Annotated in this window: 24 protein-coding genes; 20 read left to right on the forward strand and 4 right to left on the reverse strand. The window is 39.6% G+C overall.

Going from position 1 to position 20,143, the window contains the following annotated elements:
- Nucleotides 1-17: 17 nt before the first annotated feature.
- The 4 genes from aroA to N3I35_18195 all read right to left on the reverse strand — a co-directional run bounded on the left by aroA (nucleotide 18) and on the right by N3I35_18195 (nucleotide 4,437).
- On the reverse strand, nucleotides 18-1,292 hold the full coding sequence (aroA, locus tag N3I35_18180) for a 3-phosphoshikimate 1-carboxyvinyltransferase (protein ID MCX8132011.1): 1,275 nt from the start codon (nucleotides 1,290-1,292) through the stop codon (nucleotides 18-20).
- A gap of 150 nt (nucleotides 1,293-1,442) precedes the next feature.
- Nucleotides 1,443-2,576 carry a prephenate dehydrogenase gene (locus N3I35_18185; protein MCX8132012.1) on the reverse strand — a complete coding sequence of 378 codons (1,134 nt, stop codon included), beginning with the start codon at nucleotides 2,574-2,576 and terminating at the stop codon, nucleotides 1,443-1,445.
- Nucleotides 2,566-3,591: a 3-deoxy-7-phosphoheptulonate synthase gene (gene aroF / locus N3I35_18190; GenBank protein ID MCX8132013.1), complete on the reverse strand. Its 1,026-nt coding sequence runs from the start codon at nucleotides 3,589-3,591 to the stop codon at nucleotides 2,566-2,568. Before aroF ends, N3I35_18185 begins: the two co-directional genes overlap by 11 nt.
- Before the next feature lie 153 nt (nucleotides 3,592-3,744).
- Nucleotides 3,745-4,437 carry a helix-turn-helix domain-containing protein gene (locus N3I35_18195; protein ID MCX8132014.1) on the reverse strand — a complete coding sequence of 231 codons (693 nt, stop codon included), beginning with the start codon at nucleotides 4,435-4,437 and terminating at the stop codon, nucleotides 3,745-3,747.
- A 417-nt stretch (nucleotides 4,438-4,854) separates the two neighbouring features.
- Here N3I35_18195 and N3I35_18200 point away from each other — a divergent pair, with 417 nt between their 5' ends.
- From N3I35_18200 to N3I35_18295, 20 genes are all read left to right on the forward strand, one after another.
- Nucleotides 4,855-5,367 (forward strand): hypothetical protein, encoded by a 513-nt coding sequence (locus N3I35_18200; GenBank protein MCX8132015.1) that lies wholly within the window; start codon nucleotides 4,855-4,857, stop codon nucleotides 5,365-5,367.
- A gap of 182 nt (nucleotides 5,368-5,549) precedes the next feature.
- Nucleotides 5,550-6,077, forward strand: a complete 528-nt coding sequence (locus N3I35_18205) for a DUF4355 domain-containing protein (GenBank protein MCX8132016.1) — start codon at nucleotides 5,550-5,552, stop codon at nucleotides 6,075-6,077.
- Nucleotides 6,078-6,089: 12 nt separating this feature from the next.
- The gene (locus N3I35_18210) at nucleotides 6,090-6,524 is read left to right on the forward strand and encodes a hypothetical protein (GenBank protein ID MCX8132017.1); all 435 of its coding nucleotides are present in this window, start codon (nucleotides 6,090-6,092) and stop codon (nucleotides 6,522-6,524) included.
- Between the two features lie 16 nt (nucleotides 6,525-6,540).
- Entirely contained in the window at nucleotides 6,541-7,623 is a 1,083-nt protein-coding gene (locus N3I35_18215) for a phage tail sheath subtilisin-like domain-containing protein (protein MCX8132018.1), read from the forward strand.
- A gap of 14 nt (nucleotides 7,624-7,637) precedes the next feature.
- Nucleotides 7,638-8,069, forward strand: a complete 432-nt coding sequence (locus N3I35_18220; protein ID MCX8132019.1) for a phage tail tube protein — start codon at nucleotides 7,638-7,640, stop codon at nucleotides 8,067-8,069.
- 116 nt (nucleotides 8,070-8,185) lie between these two features.
- A complete protein-coding gene (locus N3I35_18225) occupies nucleotides 8,186-8,590 on the forward strand; it encodes a hypothetical protein (protein ID MCX8132020.1) in 405 nt (134 codons plus the stop codon).
- An 11-nt stretch (nucleotides 8,591-8,601) separates the two neighbouring features.
- Nucleotides 8,602-8,790, forward strand: coding sequence for a hypothetical protein (locus N3I35_18230; protein ID MCX8132021.1), 189 nt, complete (start codon nucleotides 8,602-8,604; stop codon nucleotides 8,788-8,790).
- A gap of 30 nt (nucleotides 8,791-8,820) precedes the next feature.
- On the forward strand, nucleotides 8,821-10,305 hold the full coding sequence (locus tag N3I35_18235; protein MCX8132022.1) for a hypothetical protein: 1,485 nt from the start codon (nucleotides 8,821-8,823) through the stop codon (nucleotides 10,303-10,305).
- Nucleotides 10,302-11,000 carry a LysM peptidoglycan-binding domain-containing protein gene (locus tag N3I35_18240; protein MCX8132023.1) on the forward strand — a complete coding sequence of 233 codons (699 nt, stop codon included), beginning with the start codon at nucleotides 10,302-10,304 and terminating at the stop codon, nucleotides 10,998-11,000. The genes N3I35_18235 and N3I35_18240 overlap by 4 nt, the downstream gene beginning before the upstream one ends.
- Nucleotides 10,997-12,019, forward strand: a complete 1,023-nt coding sequence (locus N3I35_18245; GenBank protein ID MCX8132024.1) for a hypothetical protein — start codon at nucleotides 10,997-10,999, stop codon at nucleotides 12,017-12,019. Before N3I35_18240 ends, N3I35_18245 begins: the two co-directional genes overlap by 4 nt.
- 23 nt (nucleotides 12,020-12,042) lie before the next feature.
- Complete coding sequence (locus N3I35_18250) at nucleotides 12,043-12,534, forward strand: DUF2577 domain-containing protein (protein MCX8132025.1); 492 nt, start codon at nucleotides 12,043-12,045, stop codon at nucleotides 12,532-12,534.
- The gene (locus N3I35_18255) at nucleotides 12,527-12,967 is read left to right on the forward strand and encodes a DUF2634 domain-containing protein (protein ID MCX8132026.1); all 441 of its coding nucleotides are present in this window, start codon (nucleotides 12,527-12,529) and stop codon (nucleotides 12,965-12,967) included. Before N3I35_18250 ends, N3I35_18255 begins: the two co-directional genes overlap by 8 nt.
- Nucleotides 12,968-14,044: a baseplate J/gp47 family protein gene (locus N3I35_18260; GenBank protein ID MCX8132027.1), complete on the forward strand. Its 1,077-nt coding sequence runs from the start codon at nucleotides 12,968-12,970 to the stop codon at nucleotides 14,042-14,044.
- The gene (locus tag N3I35_18265; protein MCX8132028.1) at nucleotides 14,041-14,682 is read left to right on the forward strand and encodes a YmfQ family protein; all 642 of its coding nucleotides are present in this window, start codon (nucleotides 14,041-14,043) and stop codon (nucleotides 14,680-14,682) included. Before N3I35_18260 ends, N3I35_18265 begins: the two co-directional genes overlap by 4 nt.
- A 157-nt stretch (nucleotides 14,683-14,839) precedes the next feature.
- Nucleotides 14,840-16,012 (forward strand): SGNH/GDSL hydrolase family protein, encoded by a 1,173-nt coding sequence (locus N3I35_18270; protein ID MCX8132029.1) that lies wholly within the window; start codon nucleotides 14,840-14,842, stop codon nucleotides 16,010-16,012.
- 76 nt (nucleotides 16,013-16,088) lie between these two features.
- Complete coding sequence (locus N3I35_18275) at nucleotides 16,089-17,024, forward strand: hypothetical protein (protein ID MCX8132030.1); 936 nt, start codon at nucleotides 16,089-16,091, stop codon at nucleotides 17,022-17,024.
- Nucleotides 17,025-17,034: 10 nt separating this feature from the next.
- A complete protein-coding gene (locus N3I35_18280) occupies nucleotides 17,035-18,372 on the forward strand; it encodes a radical SAM peptide maturase, CXXX-repeat target family (protein MCX8132031.1) in 1,338 nt (445 codons plus the stop codon).
- A 5-nt stretch (nucleotides 18,373-18,377) separates the two neighbouring features.
- On the forward strand, nucleotides 18,378-19,106 hold the full coding sequence (locus tag N3I35_18285; protein ID MCX8132032.1) for a hypothetical protein: 729 nt from the start codon (nucleotides 18,378-18,380) through the stop codon (nucleotides 19,104-19,106).
- 17 nt (nucleotides 19,107-19,123) lie between these two features.
- A complete protein-coding gene (locus tag N3I35_18290; protein MCX8132033.1) occupies nucleotides 19,124-19,579 on the forward strand; it encodes a hypothetical protein in 456 nt (151 codons plus the stop codon).
- Between the two features lie 13 nt (nucleotides 19,580-19,592).
- A complete protein-coding gene (locus N3I35_18295; protein MCX8132034.1) occupies nucleotides 19,593-19,985 on the forward strand; it encodes a hypothetical protein in 393 nt (130 codons plus the stop codon).
- Nucleotides 19,986-20,143: the final 158 nt, after the last annotated feature.

Raw genomic sequence — 20,143 nt, forward strand, 5'->3', positions numbered from 1 at the left:
TTTGTCTGCTATACTAGCTATATACTGTTTAGTGTAGGGAAAAACTCGGGGAATGCGGTATCTACAACCTGGGACTTTCTTATCATTGTTTCACCTTCTGCTATTAACCCTGCTATTGACAAGGACATTGCTATGGCATGGTCATTATAGCAATCTATGACAGTTCCTCTTAGCTGTTTTCCGCCTTCAATAACCATCCCGTCATCAGTCTCGCGGACTGATGCTCCCATCTTCGACAGTTCAACAATAAGATTTTTTAGCCTTCCGGACTCTTTTGTTTTGTAGCCCTGAAGATCTTTTATTACGGTAGTACCCTTTGCCATTGTTGCTGCAATAGCAATTACGGGTATTTCATCCATCAATCTGGGAATCAGCTCTCCGCCAATTGTGGTTGAATTCAGGTTTGAAGTTGATACTCTTATATCTGCAACCCTTTCATTATTCACTATATGTTCATTGGTAATGTCAATTTTTGCTCCCATTGTCTTGTATACATCCAGAATACCTGTCCTTGTAGGGTTTATACCCACATTTTTTATGACGATATCAGAGTTTGGGACAATTAGTCCGGCTGTTATAAAATATGATGCTATAGAAATATCGCCGGGTACAATAATATGTTGCCCATAGAGATTTTCTACAGGATGGCTTTTTACTGTAAGACCATCTATCTTAATATCCGCACCAAAACAATTCAGCATCAATTCGGAATGGTCTCGCGACTTGATTGGTTCTATAACCGTGGTTTCACTATTAGCATACAGACCTGCAATAAGTATGGGAGATTTGATGTAAGTATCTTGAACGGACAATTCATAAGTAATACCCTTAAGCTTGGATGGAGCAATGGTGAGGGGACAGAAATTGCCGTCGTCCCTTCCGTTTATAAGTGCGCCCATTTGACGTAAAGGCTTTACGACTTTTCCCATAGCTTTCTTTTGAGATGATTCTTCCCTGCTCACTACAGAGTTGAATGGTTGAGCTGCTAGGACACCCAGCAGAAGCCTGATTGTTGTTCCGGATTTTCCGGTATTTAGTACCGAAGAAGGTGGTTTGAGGCCATGTAGACCTTTACCTTGGATTCTGACTTTTTTTTCGGAGAGAATTTCAATACCTACCTGCATTTTTCTAAAACAGTCAATAGTACTTAAACAATCCTCGTTCATAAGTAATCCGTCAATCTCAGTAGTACCTTTAGCCAGCGAACCAAACATAATGGCTCTGTGAGAAATGGATTTGTCTCCAGGAACGGCTATCTCACCTCTCAAGGAGCTTCTTTGTTCAACCAACATACGATGTTCCCCCATCCTGTATAGATTATATTAAAGATTGCGGATTATAGACTATATTCCGTAAAAACCGGCTGCAGATAATGTTTATATGTTTGTGGTTTGGTATCTAGGTTTGGACGAATGTTCAAAATCTATAATCCTTTATTGAAGCTAGTTGCTTTTATATACTTTATAACCTTTACTGCATAATAAATCAAATGCAATATTTGTACTTTCTGAATCGGGTAGTGTTATTCTGAGACATCCTTGTTCAAATTCACGGCTGTTTGATACATTGATATTCTTTATATTAATACCATTATTGCCAAGTATTGTGGCTATCTCTCCAATTATTCCCGGTTTGTCAATTACATCAACTATTATCTCATGTATAGGTGTAATCAGGCCTTTGACAGGGTTTAATACATTTCCTGAAGTAACAAACAGATCTCTGAAATCCTTAGCAGACTTAAAAAAATCAAATATGTTTTTATTATCTTCCTTGATTAAATTTTTCTTGAATTCGTCAAGCATGGCTTTAAAGCTGTCGAGTATTGTACAGACCTGCTGGCTGTTACTTGACACTATGTTTTCCCACATCTCGGGACTGGAGGAGGCTATTCTGGTTATGTCTTTAAATCCCCCTGCAGCCAGCATCTGCATTTTGCCATCAGATGTGTCTGTCGCTTTCACCAGATTTACCAGCGCAGAAGCGATTACATGAGGTACATGGCTGATGCTTGCTGTTATCCTGTCATGTTCTTTGGAGTCCAATATTACCGGTATGCCGCCCATAATTTTAATAAGATCGGTCATTAGCTGCAAGTGATTACCATGGGTAGATTTGCTTGGAGATAAAATATAGTATGCATTTTCAAACAAGTGAGAAAAACTTGCAGAATATCCGGTCTTTTCCGAACCGGCCATAGGATGACCGCCTATAAAACAAGGAGGATTTTCCATATTGTTAACATATTCAACTATCTCTGCTTTTGTGCTTCCTACATCAGTAATTATGCAATCGGGTTTTACTTTTCCCGCTATCTCGTCAATATACTTTATAGTACGTCTTACAGGTGTACATATAAAGATGATATCTGAATCAAGAACTTCCTGTGTTATTTCCGTATACCCGCAGGATATTGTGCCGTCTTGAATTGCATGCTTTATCGAATCCATTTGACGGGTTACAGCAGTAATACGGCTTATGCCTGCGCGCTCGCGGAGGGCTTTTGCAAGGGATCCTCCGATCAGACCCAAACCTATGATAGATATTTTAGAAGATTTTAAAGTATTATCCTGCATAATGGAACTCTCTTCCTACTATTTCGGCAATTTTACTTATATCTTTGCATAAATCATCGAAGTTTTGGGGAGTCAGCTGTTGAGCAGCATCTGACAATGCACATCTTGGATTTGGGTGTACTTCTATTATAAGACCGTCAGCGCCGGCTGCGATAGATGCTTTAGACAGGGGTAAAATATATTGCGTCTTGCCGGCTGCATGGCTTGGATCAACTATTATAGGAAGGTGGCTTGAATTTTTGACTACAGGTACCGCACTGATATCCAGTGTATTTCTCGTTGCAGTTTCAAATGTTCTGATACCTCTTTCACACAGAACTACATTGTAGTTTCCTTCACTCATGATGTATTCGGCTGCATTCAGCCATTCATCGATAGTTGTTGCTGAGCCGCGTTTGAATAGTACGGGTTTTTTAGAACGCCCCACTTCTCTGAGTAGATGAAAGTTCTGAACATTCCTTGCTCCTATTTGAAACATATCTACATATTTATCAGCAACTTCAACTGCCCTTTCACTGGTTACTTCGCTTATTATCAGAAGACCTGTGGCATCCTTTGCCTCTTTCAGCAATTTTAAGCCTTCTTCTTCAAGACCCTGAAAAGCATAAGGTGAAGTTCGCGGTTTAAATGCCCCTCCTCTGAGGAACTGAGCCCCTGTCTTTTTGATTGCGAAAGCTGCTTCTAAAATCTGCTCACGGCTTTCGACAGCACAAGGGCCAGCCATAAGGACCAGCTCTTTTCCGCCTATCTTAACTCCATTTACGTCTACTATGCTGGCTTCCGGCTTGAATGTCTTCCCGGCAAGTTTATATGATTCTACTATAGGTACAAGCTTTTCCACTCCGGGCATGAGCTCGAGAGGAACATCGCTTAAGACTCTTTTATCTCCGATTACACCTATAATTGTCCTTTCTGTCCCTTGGGAAATATGAACACCAAGGCCTAATGACTCAAGTACTTTGGAAATCTCGCCGATTTCTTTTTCCTGAGAGCCCGGCTTCATTACAATAATCATAACAGATCCTTCCTTTCTACGTTTACGTACAACTATGTTGCACGATGGTGGGTAAACCCCGCTAAATATAATTTACCATTCTACCATTATACATAATTACATTTTATCTTAAATTTACAATGAGAAGGTGTAAATGTCAAGATAAATAGCTCTTTATAGGTTTATTATAACTTTTACCACTTTTCCAAGCACTTTAACCTCAGTTTTTGTAATATCCAAAAAGCGGGGTTGATATTCTTTGTTAGAACTGTCGGGAACAAGAGTTATAATTGAATTTGTTTTGAAAAAACGTTTGATAGTTGCGGATTCACCATCAACCATAACTACTGCTATTTCACCATTTTCAACTTCCTCCTGCCGCCTTACCAGTACTGTATCGCCGTCAAATATTCTGGAATTGTTCATTGAATCACCTGTAACCTTTAGGCCGAAAAAATCTCCTCCTCTGGCCATCTCATAAGGTATGTATTCGTAACCGATTATATTCTGACTTGCGGCTATAGGCTCACCGGCCCGGATTATTCCTAATACCGGTATGGAAATATATTCGGCATGAATACCTTGGGTTGCAGAGGGGTATTCAGAAACGCAAGGCTTAAGGCTGCTGATGCTGTCTGAATCCGGTATTTCATCAACCAGAAACCCCAGGGGAATATTACAGGCTTCCGCGATTGCTTTTACTACCGGGAATGTAGGGTATGTCCTGCCTGATTCTATATCGCCCATATAGCTTCTGGAAATACCTATTTTTTGTGCTAAAAGCTGCTGAGTAAGCTTTATACCTTCTTTTTTGGAAAATATCGAGCGGGCCGACTTAATTCTGTTACCCAATTCTTTCTTATCCACTATCATCACTCCAGCTATATCTTTATTTCTTATTTATTAATATTATATTCACTCATCATTATTATACGAATATAACGTCAAAACGTCAAACCATATTTAGAAAAAATAAGAAATTGGGAGAAAAATTTGGATAATAAATGCAAAATGACGTTAATAACGTCATTTTGCATTTGATGAATAGGAACATTTGGTATATATTCATCATATGCATAAGTTCAGCTATACCGTTCCCGGTCAGGTAGACCTGAAAGAATTGTGCAGAATGTGGAATTTATACAGGTAAAAAGGCAGGTTACAGAAAGATTGGTTGGAATCAGTATGAGCTTTTTACTAACACATCATGGATTATTATGTATGGTTACTTTTTTGCTGTTAGTATCGAGGTAGAGCATGGAACTTGGAAATGGAGGGAGTTATTTGAGTAAAATGAGAGAGACGGAAGTGCTGTTGAGGGGTTATAAACTTAACAAGGAAAGAATTATTTTTCTTGAAAATCAGCTTAAAAGATTGACCCCGGAATCACATGAAGATTATATTGAATATAGAATGTACGAACATGGATACTCTGGGGCATCACCCATGTTTGTCATGGAAAACGGTATAGAGGTTGCAAAACTTAATAAAGTTGAGTCTACAGCTTGTGAATACCGCAGGAAATGTGAAACTGAATACAGGGATGCTAATAAAGAAATGGAAAAAGAATTAAAGAAATTAAGATTCAATACTTCTATTATTGAAGAAAGTATAGAAGTCCTTAATAGAATAAATGCTAAATATAAAATAATTATAGAAAGCTACTATATTAATAATGTAAGAATGGAAGATGTTGCTGATTCCATACATATAGGCCGCAGTAGGTGCTATGTGCTTTGTAAGGAAGCGCTGAAATATATGGCCAGAGTCATTTTCGGCAGTCAGGCAGCGGTGTAAGTCAGAAACAGATATTTTTAGTCTTGAAGAGTGGAAATAAAGTGGACAAAAAAAGGACAAATTCAGGACGACAAATGGACATATTTTTGTTAGACTTGAAAATGTGATAATTTAAATTTTGATAAAGCTCCTGCGAAAAAACGCAGGAGTTTTATTATGCAAAAAAGTCAGGGGGTATCCTTATGTCAGAGATTAAGCGTGCAACTCTTCAGGCCGGTAAAAGGAATGCAGAGGGGCATGGACAGAAACTGCTGCAAAAGAATATGAATGAACTTCCAAAAACAATGGAGGAATTGAAAGCAGTAATTCAGATTGAAGGTGACCGGAGAGTAACCCAGGCACTGAAAACAGCGGGAATGAAGTGGCGGCATAAGTTTTTGGGAAAACTTGCTGCAGAGAGGAATGAAGCGGAAAGACTTGCAAATCTGACTGCCGAAAACAAAGTAAAGGAAGTATTGGAGAAATACAGGGCAGTTCTTGAAGAAAAAGAAAGGGCCATAAAAAATAAGGAACTTGAGATTAAGATAATGGGCTTTTTGTCTGAAAACAAATTACCGTTGGAGCTAAAAGGATTTGTGATATCACAGGATGAAGAAACTTCACTTAATAGAGCAGAAGAACTTTGCAGGATATGGAACAGGAGGATGCAGGAGCATATAGTGCCTGCAGAAGGTGAGATTATCTGCAAAAAGGGCTTTAGTCCATCATGACGGAGGTACACAATGATTAATGTGGAAAGAATTATTGAGAACATAGTGCAAGTATTAAGCCAGAAATATCCTGCTTTTAGTTTTTATTTGCACAGCATACCTGAGAATATCAGTGGGCCGTCATTTAACATATATCTGGACACTGACAGGTCTGAAGATAATAACCGCTTTCAGACCAATGAAATCACATCTATAGGTATTGTCTATTATTCTCCGGCTCAAGAACAGCCGGGTGACGGGTTATCACCCATAAGTGTCTATAGTGGAATGAAAAATATATTCAGAAAAGGATATTTTGTAGTTGACGACCGCACTCTCAAGGTTGCTTTGATTAGGGGAGGCAAACAGAATAACACTATATACCTTATTGTAAAGTTTGTCTATAGTGATGACAGACCTTGCAATGAGGAAGCAAACGAATTAATTGGAGAGGTAAATATAAAATAATCAGGAGGTATAAATTATGTCTTTAGGATTACCACAAGTATTAATAACTTTTAAGAATAAGGCCGCTTCTGCTATTACAAGAGGGAGCAGGGGTGTAGTAGCTATAGTACTGAAGGATGATTCAGTAGCATCTGGAATATCGGTTGCAGAGGTAAATGATGTGACTGAAATTCCACAGTCATTCTCCGAAACGAATAAAGATTATGTCCAGATAGCATTAACCGGGGGGGCCAAGGCGCCAAAGAAAATCATAACTGTGTCTATCCCCACAAATTCAACGAATTATACTGAAGCGCTAAATACCCTTGAGACAAGGAAATTTGACTATCTTGCCGTACCGGGAATCACCAGTGCCGATGCATCTGTGGTTGCGTCCTGGGTAAAAGGCCTGAGAGACAACAAGGATATCAAGGTAAAAGCTGTTTTGCCGGATACTGCTGCAGATCATGAAGGAGTAATCAACTTTTCCACCACAGATGTCGAAGTAGGAGGGAAAAAGTATACAACTTCGCAATTTACAGCCAGGATAGCGGGATTGCTGGCAGGGACACCTTTGAATTTATCAGCAACCTTTTGGCCTTTGCCAGAAGTGACAAACGTGCCAAGGCTGACCAAAACCCAGTACGACGAAGCAATAGCAGCCGGAAAGTTTGTGCTTTACCATGATGGTGAAAAGGTGAAGGTTGCAAGGGCTGTAAACAGCCTTGTTTCTACTACTGCTGATAAGGGAGAGGACTTTAAAAAAATAAAGATGATTGACATTATGGATTTAAGGCATGATGATATTAAGAAAACTGTTGAGGATTCATATATAGGTAAATACCCAAATAGTTACGATAACAAGCTTTTACTCGTAACTGCAATCAAAGGTTATGATGAAGGGTTGGAAAACGACGGGCTGCTTGATCCTTCATTTAAGAACAACACAGGTATAGACGTGGCAGCACAGAAAAACTACCTTATGAGCATAGGTACGGATACTTCGGCTATGACCGAGCAGCAGATCAAGGAAGCCAATACTCATGACAAGGTTTTCCTGCAGAGTAATATCAAGATCCTTGATGCTATTGAAGACTTCAAACTTACTACTATAATATAAGGAGCGTGATATAAATGGCTATTGAAACCAAAAGGGTAATAAACGGTACTTACGGGCAGGTCTGGCTAAATGATTCCGAAGTGATGGAAGCATATGCACTCCAGGCAAAAGTAGAAAAAAAGAAAGAAGAAATAAGTATTTGCGGAAGAGCAGGCACAGAATCAAAGATGGTAGGGTTCAACGGAAAAGGAACTCTTAAAATCAGGAAGGTGTCTTCCAGAATGGGAAGGCTTCTGGCTGAAGGCTTGAGAAAAGGACAGGATACCCGTTTCCAAATCATAAGCAAGCTTGCTGACCCTGACAGTTTTGGGGCAGAAAGGATATTGTTGAAAAATGTATCCTTCGATGACCTTACGCTGGCTGATTGGGAGGCTGCAAAAGCAGGATCAACAGATATTCCGTTTACCTTCTCGGATTTTGAGTATATGGACAGCATAGAAGGGTAAGAAAAATGGGGGATTGGCCGGCAAAGCCGATCCCTTGATATTTACAGAACACATTCAGATGGGGAAGGATTATAACTTTTCTGCAATTTTATAACTTTTACAGGAGGAATAAACACATGAATATTACAGAAATGCTTTTGGCAAATGACATAAGCGAGTTCAGGCTGCCGGAAAAGGAATTGGAAATAAAGAGGCTTAGCGGGCTTTATAAGCAGCCTTTCATTATAAGGTTCCGTGCCATCAGGCCTGACGAGGAGGAAGAGATACAGCGGGACTGCATGACCATCACTAAGGATGGAGTAGATGTAGACTCTTCAAAGATGAAATATATGACCGCAGCAAAATGTATCATTGATCCTGATACTAAAAACAAGGAATTGCAAAAGAAATTTGGTGCGCCTAATTACATGGAGCTGCTCAAAAAATTGTTTCTTATAGGAGAAATCACTGCTGTGTATGATGAGATACAGGAAATCAGCGGCTATGGGAAAAACAAGGTTGAAGAAGTAAAAAACTCATAAGCAGGGATAGGTTGACTTATCTCTGCTTCCGCAACTGGCAGAAGGGCGTGCTGCCTGGTGTTACAAGGAATCTTCCGGCTGGTGAGAGGATTGTCCTTGAGGCTTTTATCCATTTTGAAGATGAACAGAAGGAAAAGGCTCTTAGGGAGATTTCACAAAGTGGAATGACGTGCCCTTATGCATTGCTAAACCAGTTATGATTAAAGAAGAAAAGGAGGGTGGTGAGATGTATGGAGGATGCAACAGCTATTAGTCGTAATATAGAAAGTACTTTGAAGAGCATTCAGAAAAACCAAAGCTTTATTGGAAGATATACGGATTTTATGAAATTTATTGATGAACGTGGATTCAGGACAAACTTACGGATTGCACAAAATATGTATGAGGAACAAAGTAGTTTTCATAAAAAAATAATAAATATAGTACAATTTTGTTTTAAAATTGCACTTGAATTATTATCAAGAATATTGGATGTCTTAAAGGAAATTTTGAGTAAACTACGGCCATGGATAGCCAATGGAAGCAACTATTCGCAAAAGGGAAAAAATGCAGTTTATGGAATTTATTCAGCATCAGATAAGATAAATACTATAGATAGAGGAGTAGGAAGTGTTACAAATAATATAAGCATCACTTATGCGATTAAAGAACAAGAAAAGAGTAAGGATAGTTTTTTAAAGAAGCTATGGGAAAAGTTTTTTGAAAAATTATTGGATAAATTATTGGATAAATTAATAGACAATACTATAAGCAAAATACTCGATAAACTTCTAAAGGACACATTAGGAAAAGTATTTGAAAAGGTTGCAGATAGAATATTTCCTGAAAAGCTAGGCAGATTCTTTGATAAACTTGCCGATAAAATAACTTCAGGCAGATCGGGTAAAGTTAATCCTTCCGATGCCGGAACTTCAAAGCAGATACCTAAAATTGGAGGTAAAGCAGGTAGTATGCTTGGAAGCAGTATAAAAGCCGGGTTATCCTCTGGGCTTAAAGTAATAGGAAATGTGGCCTCTACAATTTTCAATGGAATAAGCAAATCAGGAAATAACACTTTGAAGTTGTTCGGAGCTTTAAGCAAATCTATTTCCAAGGTGAATGTGGGATATGGCCTATTAAGACTTGCTGCGTTAGGTGCATCAGCAGCACAATGGGTTCTTAATTCCGCATTACTTGCCAATCCCATTACATGGATTGTCGTTGGTGTTATAGGGTTAATTGCTGCTATAGTACTTCTTGTAAAACACTGGGATAAGGTAAAAGAGGCTGTTGGGAGGTTTTGGGACTTTGTTGTTTCCATATTCAGCAATATAGGAAGTTGGTTTAAAAAGCATGTTGTTGATCCAGTTTTGAGCCTTATGCCTAGCTGGCTAAAAAAGCTTTTTGGTGTTAGCGGAGGAGCATCCAGTAAAGGTGGAGGTGGGTCGTTTGGAGGAGCTGGTAGTAATGGGAGCTATAGAAATGGCCTTGCATATGTTCCTTATGATGGTTTTATAGCTGAGTTACACCAGGGAGAAAGGGTGCTGACTGCGTCAGAGAATAAAAACTATAAAAATACAGGCAACTCTTATAATAATTCAATTCCAAAAGGCGGGAATACCTTCAATATCACTATAAATGGAGTGAACAAATCCACTAATGAAATAATAAACGAGCTGGTCATTAAAATTAAGGAGACAGCCGGAACTATGGGGGAGGTGGCGTATAGCAGATGATTACAGGCATGATTCAATCAAGGATGATTCAGCATATTTTGGAAGATATAAAAAAAAGAAATGAAAAAATAAATGTAATCCTCTCATACAACAATTATGCAGAGACACTGATACTTCCGGTAGTTCCGGACCAACTTGAAATAAAAACAGGCTTGAACAACAATACTTTGGAAGTCATCAGCCTTGGTGAAATAGGCGTGATTGGGAACAGGAAGCTCAAGACCATTACAGTTTCTTCATTTTTCCCCAAGTATTATTCCTCATATCTCCAATGCGGGGAAAATGAAATGAGCAGACCTTATGCTGCTGTCGAAAAAATAGAAAGATGGCGTGACAGTAAAAGACCAATCCGTATAACAATTACCGGAATGTCTGTTAATATGCCTTGTATGATTGAAGAATTCAGTTACAGGGAGAAGGGCGGGCAGCCCGGGGATGTGTATTATGATCTGGTATTGAAGGAATACAGGTTTATACAACCGAAAATAATACAGCCGGACAATAATGGAAACAGGAGGCCTGTCGAAAGACAAAACTCTGCTACTTATACGGTAAAAAAAGGAGATTCACTGTATGCAATAGCAAAACTCAAATATGGCGATGGGAGAAAATACAAAGAGCTTTATGAAAAAAACAGGAATGTGATAGGGCCTGACCCCAATCTTATAAAACCAGGGCAGGTGTTGGTATTATGAGTTATAAGGTCTTTTACTCTGCAGATGGGGTAACAAAAGACATAACCGATTTTGTGACGGGTATACAGTACAGCGGTGAGACGGGAACTGCCGCAAGGAAAATGGAAATATCAGTGCTTCAGGGTACTGATTTTTTTGTACCCAAACTTCGTTTCAGAAACGGAGGTATGCTTATACTCTTTTCAGAAGGCAAGGAAATCATGAGAACTGTTGTTTTCAAACAGGATAGAAATGATAAGGATACTTTGAAGCTTACATCCTATACTCACGGCATTTATCTTGTAAAAAACAAGGACACAAATAGGTTTGAACAGCTGAAGGCAAGCCAGATAGCAGAGAAAATCTGCAGAGATTTCGGAATAGAGACAGGACATATTGAAGATACAAAATTAATATTTCCCAAACTTATTTTCAGGGATATGACCTTATGGGATATGATTGTTACTGCTCTGACTGAAACTACTAAGCGGAATGGAGTGAAATATAAAGTTTTGTTCAAGGAAGGAAAACTTTATATTTATGAGAAGAGGAAGCAGCTTGTTTCATGGGTGTTAAAGGAGGGGGTAAATCTCCTTGGGGCCAATATATCCTCATCCATTGAGGATATGAAGAACCAGATAAAGGTTGTGGGCAAGCTGACTCGAGAAGACTGCCAAAATGAAATGGCAGGCATCCTTATAAATCAGAAGCTGCAGAGGCTATATGGCGTGATGCAGGAAGTAAGAGAAGAGTCGGGAGACAATGTAGATATGTCTACAGTGATGCAAATCGCAGACAATATGTTGAAGGAGCTCGGCAGAGAAGCCATAGAAGCTGATATAGAAGCTATCGGATTGGATGAAGTTGAAGCTGGGTCAGCATTACAGATAACTGAAAGTACCACAGGTTCCACAGGTTTGTCAGGAATTTTCTATGTAGTACAGGATGAGCACTCAATAGAAGGAAATAAGCATACCATGAGGCTTAAGTTGACCAGGACTGACGATATACCCGTGATGAATTATGAGGCTCCAGGATAGAGGAAGAGAAGGAAGGTGGTAATTTGGGTGCAGCGGAATTGATAAACCTGATCAGACAGGAAGCATCCTGTAGGCTGAAAAGTGAATATAAGGGCTTGGAACTGGGTACGGTGACTTCACCATATCCTGATCTTGCTGTTAAAATTGACCATATGAAAGTTGATTTGACACGGGATGACCTGATCATTTGTGAAAGCCTTTTGACATCTACACGGATAATAAGCCTGAAGAGCCGGCCGGGAACTGTCAGAGATTTAGGAGATAAATCAAAAGGCATAATAAGGGATTCAAACAGCTTAAAAAAAGGAAGAGGCATTATTTTGGCAGAGACTGCACAGACAGGTGGGCACGCACACTCTTTAGACAGCTTTGAGATGATGAATGCCGATATGGAGCTGGTATATGCTGAGTTGAAATTTGAAGATGTTCTGAAGCCGGGTGACCGAGTGCTTGTACAAGCAGTGTCCGGGGGACAGAAATATATAGTGATAGACAGGGTGGTGGAATATGTCTGATATTTTTCCTCAAAACGACATAAATGTGGATCAGGACATTGTAAAAGTGAATAAGTCCGTATCATATGGCCGGTCTCCAATTTTTGATTTCGAAGCAGGAGAGTTTAAAACAGTTGACAGAAAGGTTTATATAGGTGAAGGGGTACAAGTCCTTAAAAACTGGATTGAGAAGACTATCCGGACAGAGCGGTTCAGATTTCCTATATACAGCTTTGATTATGGTATTACTTTGGAAGAGCTTGTTGTCAGAGATTTTCCCTATGAAGTGCTTGTAAATGAAATAAAGGAGCAGATAGCGGAAGCATTGATGCAGGACATCAGAATTGACGGGATAGGAAATTTTGAGTTTGAAAGAAACGGGAGTTATCTGAATATTGGATTTGAGGTCACTACTTTCGATAGAAAAATAATAGGCATGGAGGTGAGTATATAGATGTACGAAAACCAGACAGAAGAGTTAATAAAGCAGAGAATGCTTTCAAAAGCACCTGAGGGAATAAACATAAGCGAAGGAGATTTTTTCAATGATGCTGTCAGTCCTGCAGCAATTGAACTTACCCTTGCATACCAGCAGCTAGACAACGTGCTCAGGCTGGGATTTGCAGAGACCTCTTACGGGGAGTATCTGGACAGGATTACCTCTGAGAGAGGGGTATACAGAAAGCCTGCAACAAAAGGAAGAGGCATAATTGAGATAACTGCTGCGGTAGGTTCGGCTATTAACAAAGGAGACACACTTGCTACCTGGCAGGGGAATATAAGATTTACTGCTGTAGAAGCTAAGACTGTAGGAGAAACGGGAAAGGTTCAGGTGGAGTTTGAAAACGAAACTGCAGGCAATCTCGGAAACGTCTTGCCCAATACACGGTTTATCTCGCCTATAGCTATTCCGGGTTTTATTTCTGCGGTGAATCCCTCGCTGATTAATGCAGGTACTGATGCAGAACAGGATGATTCCCTGCGTGAGAGGTATTTCAGAAAGGTACAGACTCCGGCTACATCCGGAAACAGGCACCATTACCGTGATTGGGCCGAGGAAGTAGCAGGGGTTGGAGGAGCCAGGGTTTTTCCGCTGTGGAACGGACCAGGGACTGTAAAGGTAGTTATTATTGATTCAAACAAGCAGCCTGTATCTTCCGAGCTTATTGCAAAAGTACAGGGTTATATTGATCCTGAACCCAGAGGCTGCGGTGAGGGGCAGGCGCCTTTGGGAGCGGTATGTACAGTAGTGTCGGCTGTAGGGGTGCCTATTAATATAGATGCAGCAATAAACGGTATAAGTGCCGATGCTGTAAAAACTGCATTTGAAAAAGCGTTAGACGGATATTTGGCCGAAATTGCTTTTACAGATGTATCAGTCAGCTATGCAAAGATAGGTACTTTACTTATGGAGTGTATCTCGCAGGCTGGAGGGGCAGATTACTCAGAACTTACCGTAAACGGCAATGATTCCAATATCACTGTAACACAGGAGCAGGTAGCTGTCAGGGGGATGGTGAATCTTGTATGAGCAGGTATGATGTGATGCTTTCATATGTGCCTTTGTATTATCATACGTCAGATTTTTTTAGGGGTATTCTAAGTGTCGAGGGGCAGGAACTAGACTCTTTGCGGAAAAGTATAGACGACTTGATGGCTCAGTTTTATGTAGATACTGCAACATGGGGGTTGGAGTTTTGGGATAAGGAGTATGCTATAAAGGCAAGTCCTGCTATAGGTATCGAAGAGAGGAGATCTCAGATTAAAGGTAAGGTGAGAGGGGTAGGGACAGTTGGTTCCGAACTCATAAAATCTTTAGGGATTGCTTATTCAAACGGGGAAGTTGATTTGTCTTTTGAGGGTAGTACATTAACTATTACTTTTGTCGGAATACGTGGAATACCTACTGCATTGGAAGAACTCAAAAAGCAGTTGAATGAAGTAATTCCCGCCCATCTTGTGCTGGCTTTCAAATTTACTTATCTGACCTGGAGTGAGTTTGATTTATTAAGTGCTGTGGTTCAGGAATCAATGACATGGGGGCAACTCGAAATATATAAACCATTTTTGAAGGAGAATGTTGAGCTGATGTGGGATGAGTTTGATGTCCTTGCGCCAGAGGTTCAGGAATCAATGATCTGGGATGAGATAGAAGTTTATGAACCTTAAAAGTGGGAACAGACTACAAGGCTTTAGCTGGAAAGGTAATGTATATCTGCCGTAGGGCAGGTGCAACAAAAAAATAACCCTATAGAAAAGCATAGAATGCTTTTTGTGTGCCTGATGGGACAATTCACTCGGCATATTGGGGATATGGGAGGATAGAATGGGAGAATATACACAAACCATAAATTTGGAAAAACCACTAGGGAGTGAAAATTTTCGCAGACAAGTAATAAATAGCAATATGGATAAGATAGATGCTGCTATAGTAGACAAGGTTACAAAGAGTGAGTTAAGTACGCAATTGACAGAAAGTGCAAAAAGTGACAGTAATTTTGGGTACAACATGGCAGAAGCATTAAGAAAATACCGTGCGGATTTAGGAGAAATCGATACAAAGATTATTCACATACTTTTTTTAGGTGATAGTATTGTTAACGGAACAAATACATCTGATCCTGTTACCAAATCGATCGCAGGCAGGTTGAGACATATTTTGCAAAATCAATACGGAGCATGCGGGGAAGGATTTATAGATGTAGATGATCCCCGGTGGGTGTCTGTAGGCTCCTGGAGCAAAGCGGATTATGGCTTTGGCGGGCATATGAAATTTGCTACAGGTACATCAAATACACTTGCGATTACTGTTAATTGCAATGCATTTGATATTGTATACCACAAGTGGGGTGGGGGAGGCAATGTAAGTGTAACGGTTGATGGTGTAGCGCAAACTGCTTTAAACTGCACGGGAACGGATACATTCGGAAACAGGCAGCGCTATTCAGGATTTTCCAATGGCTCACATACTATTGTCTTGACTGCTCCTGCATCAAATAGGGGTGACATAGAGGGGATAATACCCTATACGGATACTAAAGGCATTATGGTGCACAGAGTTGGTATTCCTGGTATCCTGTCCAGTGGATGGACAAAGCCCCAATCATCTGTAGGTTGGAATAACCTTGGAATAAGTTTGGCAATAGTAGAAGTCGGAATCAATGACTGTAAGACAGGGACAGGAGTAGATACCCTGAAGAATAATCTGATAACTATTGTTAATAACATACGGACACAAACACCACAGCCCAGTGTACTGTTTCAGGTCAACAACAGGCAAAAGGCCTTTGCAGGAAACGAATGGGTAAACTACATGTCTGTTTATTACCAGCTGGCAGATCAGTTCAGTGCTGCCTGCTTTGATGTATCAAAAAAGTGGGGAGGAACGTGGGAATTGCCAGATTCATTAGGGTTATGGGGGTCATCACATGATGATATTCACCCAGGTGACAAGGGAGCATATGACATTGCAATAGGATTATCAAAACATTTACTGTAAAAATTAAATCTATATACTTTTAAACAAACTGACAATAACCTCAATAGGAGGTTTTTATTTTGGAAGGAGGGCTAAAATGCCAGAATATACCGTAAATATAAATCTTGAAAAACCTACTCAGAACGAAAACTTTCGACGCCACGTCTTAAATGAAAATATGGACAAGATAGACAATAAGTTCGGAATAGGGGCTGCAGAAGGTCATAGGCATGATGGTACGCCAGGGCAGGGAAAAAAGATTAGTTATTACGATTTGGCAGATAAACCTGATATGGCAACCCCCGCTGCCCATAAAAGTACTCATGCTATAGGTGGAAGTGACTTGATAACTCCGGCGGATATCGGAGCAGTAGCACAAACAGAAGTGGTAGCTGTTCCGCAAGCGAACAAAATTCTAAAGCTTGACAGCAGTGGTAGATTGCCTGCAAGTATATCGGGTGATGCAGATACAGTCGACGGAATACAAGGCAATATGCTGCTTCAAAAACATGCAACAGCAAACACAGACAGTTATTTTGACACATCCGGGACAATGCCTACAGGAACTGCTAGATTGAATTACAGCGGCTATTTTTATGCGACAAAAGTTTATGGAGCAGTTTATAACGACTATGCTGAGTTCAGACAATCGAGGGGTGAAATTAAGCCTGGTAAGGTTGTGGTAGAGTGTGGAAATGGGTATGTTGCGGAGGCTAAAAAAAGATGTGTGAAAGGCGGAATGATAGTATCCGACACTTTTGGTTTTGCTATAGGCGAACAAGAAATTGAAGGAGAATACTCATTGCCGGTAGCTGTAGCTGGAAGAGTTTTGGCATACACGGATGGCTGTGAATTTAAAATTGGTGATGCTGTCTGTGCAGGGAAGGACGGGACTGTATCCAGAATGAAATGGTGGGAAAGGGTGCTTTTCCCGGACAGGATTTTGGGAGTAGTATCTGAAATGCCAGGGTATTGTACATGGGGAACTAATCAGACACTGGTTGAAAACAGAATCTGGATAAAGGTTTTTTAGGGGGAATAAAATGACAGAGTGTTTACATGCAGGTGATAAGGTTAAGCCAAGAAATGGCCTATATCTAACAACACAGGATTTCCCACAGTGGCAGGATGAGTTTTCTAAGATGGTTGAACCAAATTTTGAGGCAGGAAAGGATAATCCTGACTTAAGGGTAAAAAATATAACATTTGTTGTAACGGAAGATTGTAATCTGAACTGTACTTACTGCTATATGAAACGAAAAACCAAGAGGAAAATGACCAGACAAACTGCAAAGGACGCAGTAGATTTTATACTAAGTGATGATCAGGTATCTGGTTATTATGACAGTAAAAGGTCGCCTGCGGTTACTCTTGAATTCATAGGAGGTGAACCTCTCCTTGAGATCACTTTGGTTGATTATATCGTCGAATACTTTAAATATAGAGCTTTTGAACTGGGACACCCCTGGGCATTTAATTATATGATTAATGTTACAACAAATGGAGTTTTATATTTTGATGAAAGGGTTCAAAAATTTATCAAAAGGAATAGGGATAAGCTGAGTCTCAGTATTACTATTGACGGCGACAGCAAGCTCCACGATTCATGCAGGGTGTTTCCAAATGGCGAAGGAAGCTATAATATTGTAGAAAAAGCTGTTAGGCACTGGATGGAAATAAGACCAAACTATGCAACTAAACTGACATTGGCGCCGGAAAACATAATGCATCTGGGCGATGCTCTAAAACACATGTGGGATATGGGAGTGCGAGGTGCGTGGACTAATTGTGTCTTTGAAGAGGGTTGGACAATAAGTGATGCCAGGGTTTTATATAGTGAAATGATAAGGATTGCAGATTACCTGATAGATAATAATCTATATGGACAATGCTTCACATCACTTTTTGATGAAAGCATAGGTTCGGTATTAACCGAAACTAGAAATTGGTGTGGTGGAAACGGCCAAATGCTTGCAATAGGTACTGATGGGAAATGCTACCCCTGCATCAGGTTTATGAATTACAGCCTTTCAACTGACGGAAGGAAGGAAATCTGTATAGGCAATATTTATGATGGATTAGATTCACCAGAACATAATTGTGAACTGTGCAAACTTCAAAAGGTTGATATGATAACTCAGTCTGACGAGAAATGCAGGAGTTGCAAAATAGCGTCTGGTTGTGCATTATGTACCGCCTATAATTATGATAGATTTGGTGATGCAAACCACAGGGCGACCTTTATTTGCGATATGCATCATGCAAGGGTGCTGGCCAACTATTATTATTGGAATAAATTATATAAGAAATTGAAAATTAGTAAAAATTATTCCCTAAACATTTCTGAGGATTATTTGAATGAATTTATAATAAGGGGGTGAGTTTAATGGCATGTACTTCAGGAGGTTGTACGGGTACTTGCGTAGGATTTTGTGACAGTTGCAGCAGTACTTGTCGAGGAGAATGTTCAGGGTGCGGAAGTAGTTGCAGTACTAGCTGCGGTTCATCTTGTCAGAATGGATGTAGTGTAGGTTGCGGAGATGTATGCTCTATTAGTTGTCAGGCAGGATGCAGTGGCACTTGTGATGGAAATTGTTCTGGTGGATGCGTAGGTTGTTCTGGCACTTGTAGTGGAACATGCAGTGGCAGTTGTGGAGGCTGTGGGGGTTGTACCGGATGCAGTGGTTGCGGAGGAGCTTGTTCAAGTAACTGTACCGGATGTAGTGGCACCTGCTCAGGTAGTTGTACAGGAACTTGCAGCGGTGACTGTAATAATGCTTGTTTAAGTACTAATGCTTCATCAGTAATTGCAAACTTAGGCAAAAATATTATAGATAAGGGTTTTTTTAGCAGTAATGATTTTGTTGAGTTAAGAGATGCAATACATACTGAGTTGGCAAGAAGAAACAAGACTGTTCCAGATGATACCTTCATAATCCAACCCGCAAGTGGTGTAGCAGTTTACAAGGAGCATATTCAAAAGGTTTTTGATGACTGCAAATTAATGGACTCGAGTAAAACCTATTCTGTAAATATTGGTAGTATTATATATTCAGAAGATGCATCCGATTCAGTAAGCTATATAAAGGCACTTATGACACAAAATGTTAAATAATAAGGGAGGAATAAAGAATGAATAAAAATGAAAAAGACTTTTTAGTTGCTTTATTAAATCTAAGTGAGAAAATCAAGACGGGTGATGATACAATTACTGAAGATATAAGTTTGATTAACTCCTATAATTCAGATATTCCTGAAGGGATAGTCAGAACAGAGGAAGTTGTAAACTCTGCAATAGATAATTTGCACGAAAAAATTGATACTGTAGATAATGAAAAACTTATAGCAACTATTACTTCGATAAATCACATTAATAGCAGCTATATTGCTAACCTGATCCGAATTAGGTCAGTTAAGGACAAGGATGAAATGGTTGCTTTACTGGACTCACTACTTGAGCAGGATATTTGTTTTAGTGATTCTTTAAGAGAGTATAATTATTATTCATTAATAGTAAGTTATGCTATAAGCACGAGTAACTCGAGCATAACTAAAAAGGCAATAGACAGAATTCAATTACTTGCCTAAAGGGAGAAAGCATATGGAGACTATTCAAATTTCCAATCTTAAAAACAAGATATTGAACCTTGACACTGAAAATAGAATATTTATTGATATCAGCGAGGTTGAATGCAATGCAATTTTATTGCTTAATCAGCAAATAGTGTCCTGTGAAATATTATTTAAATCCTTCATTAACACTACAATAGAGGCTTATACTCATTTTAGCCTCCAAAAATTTATTGATACATATACGGAACTGAGGTTGCAAAGAGATAATTCAGTTAATGCAGCAGTATTAGGTAGGGTAGGAACTGAGGTCTTTAATATTATTATGTCACAAGATTATGGATTTGTTATTAATTCTGAGCTGCGTAAAATAATAGTTTTTAAAAAGCAGAATCAAAACTGTAAAACCCTACAGAACCCCTAAAGGTTCTTTTTTAGTACCCAAAAACAAGGAGCAATGATATGACGGACAACAATGAAAACGTACTTGAGAAGGTATGTGCCGAGAGGCACAGGGCAATCGACGACAAATTAAGAATAACTGAAACGAGGCTGAATAACCAGTCCGAAAGAATAGACTCC

It is taken from the genome of Clostridia bacterium (assembly GCA_026414765.1).
GTDB lineage: Bacteria > Bacillota > Clostridia > Acetivibrionales > DSM-27016 > SKW86.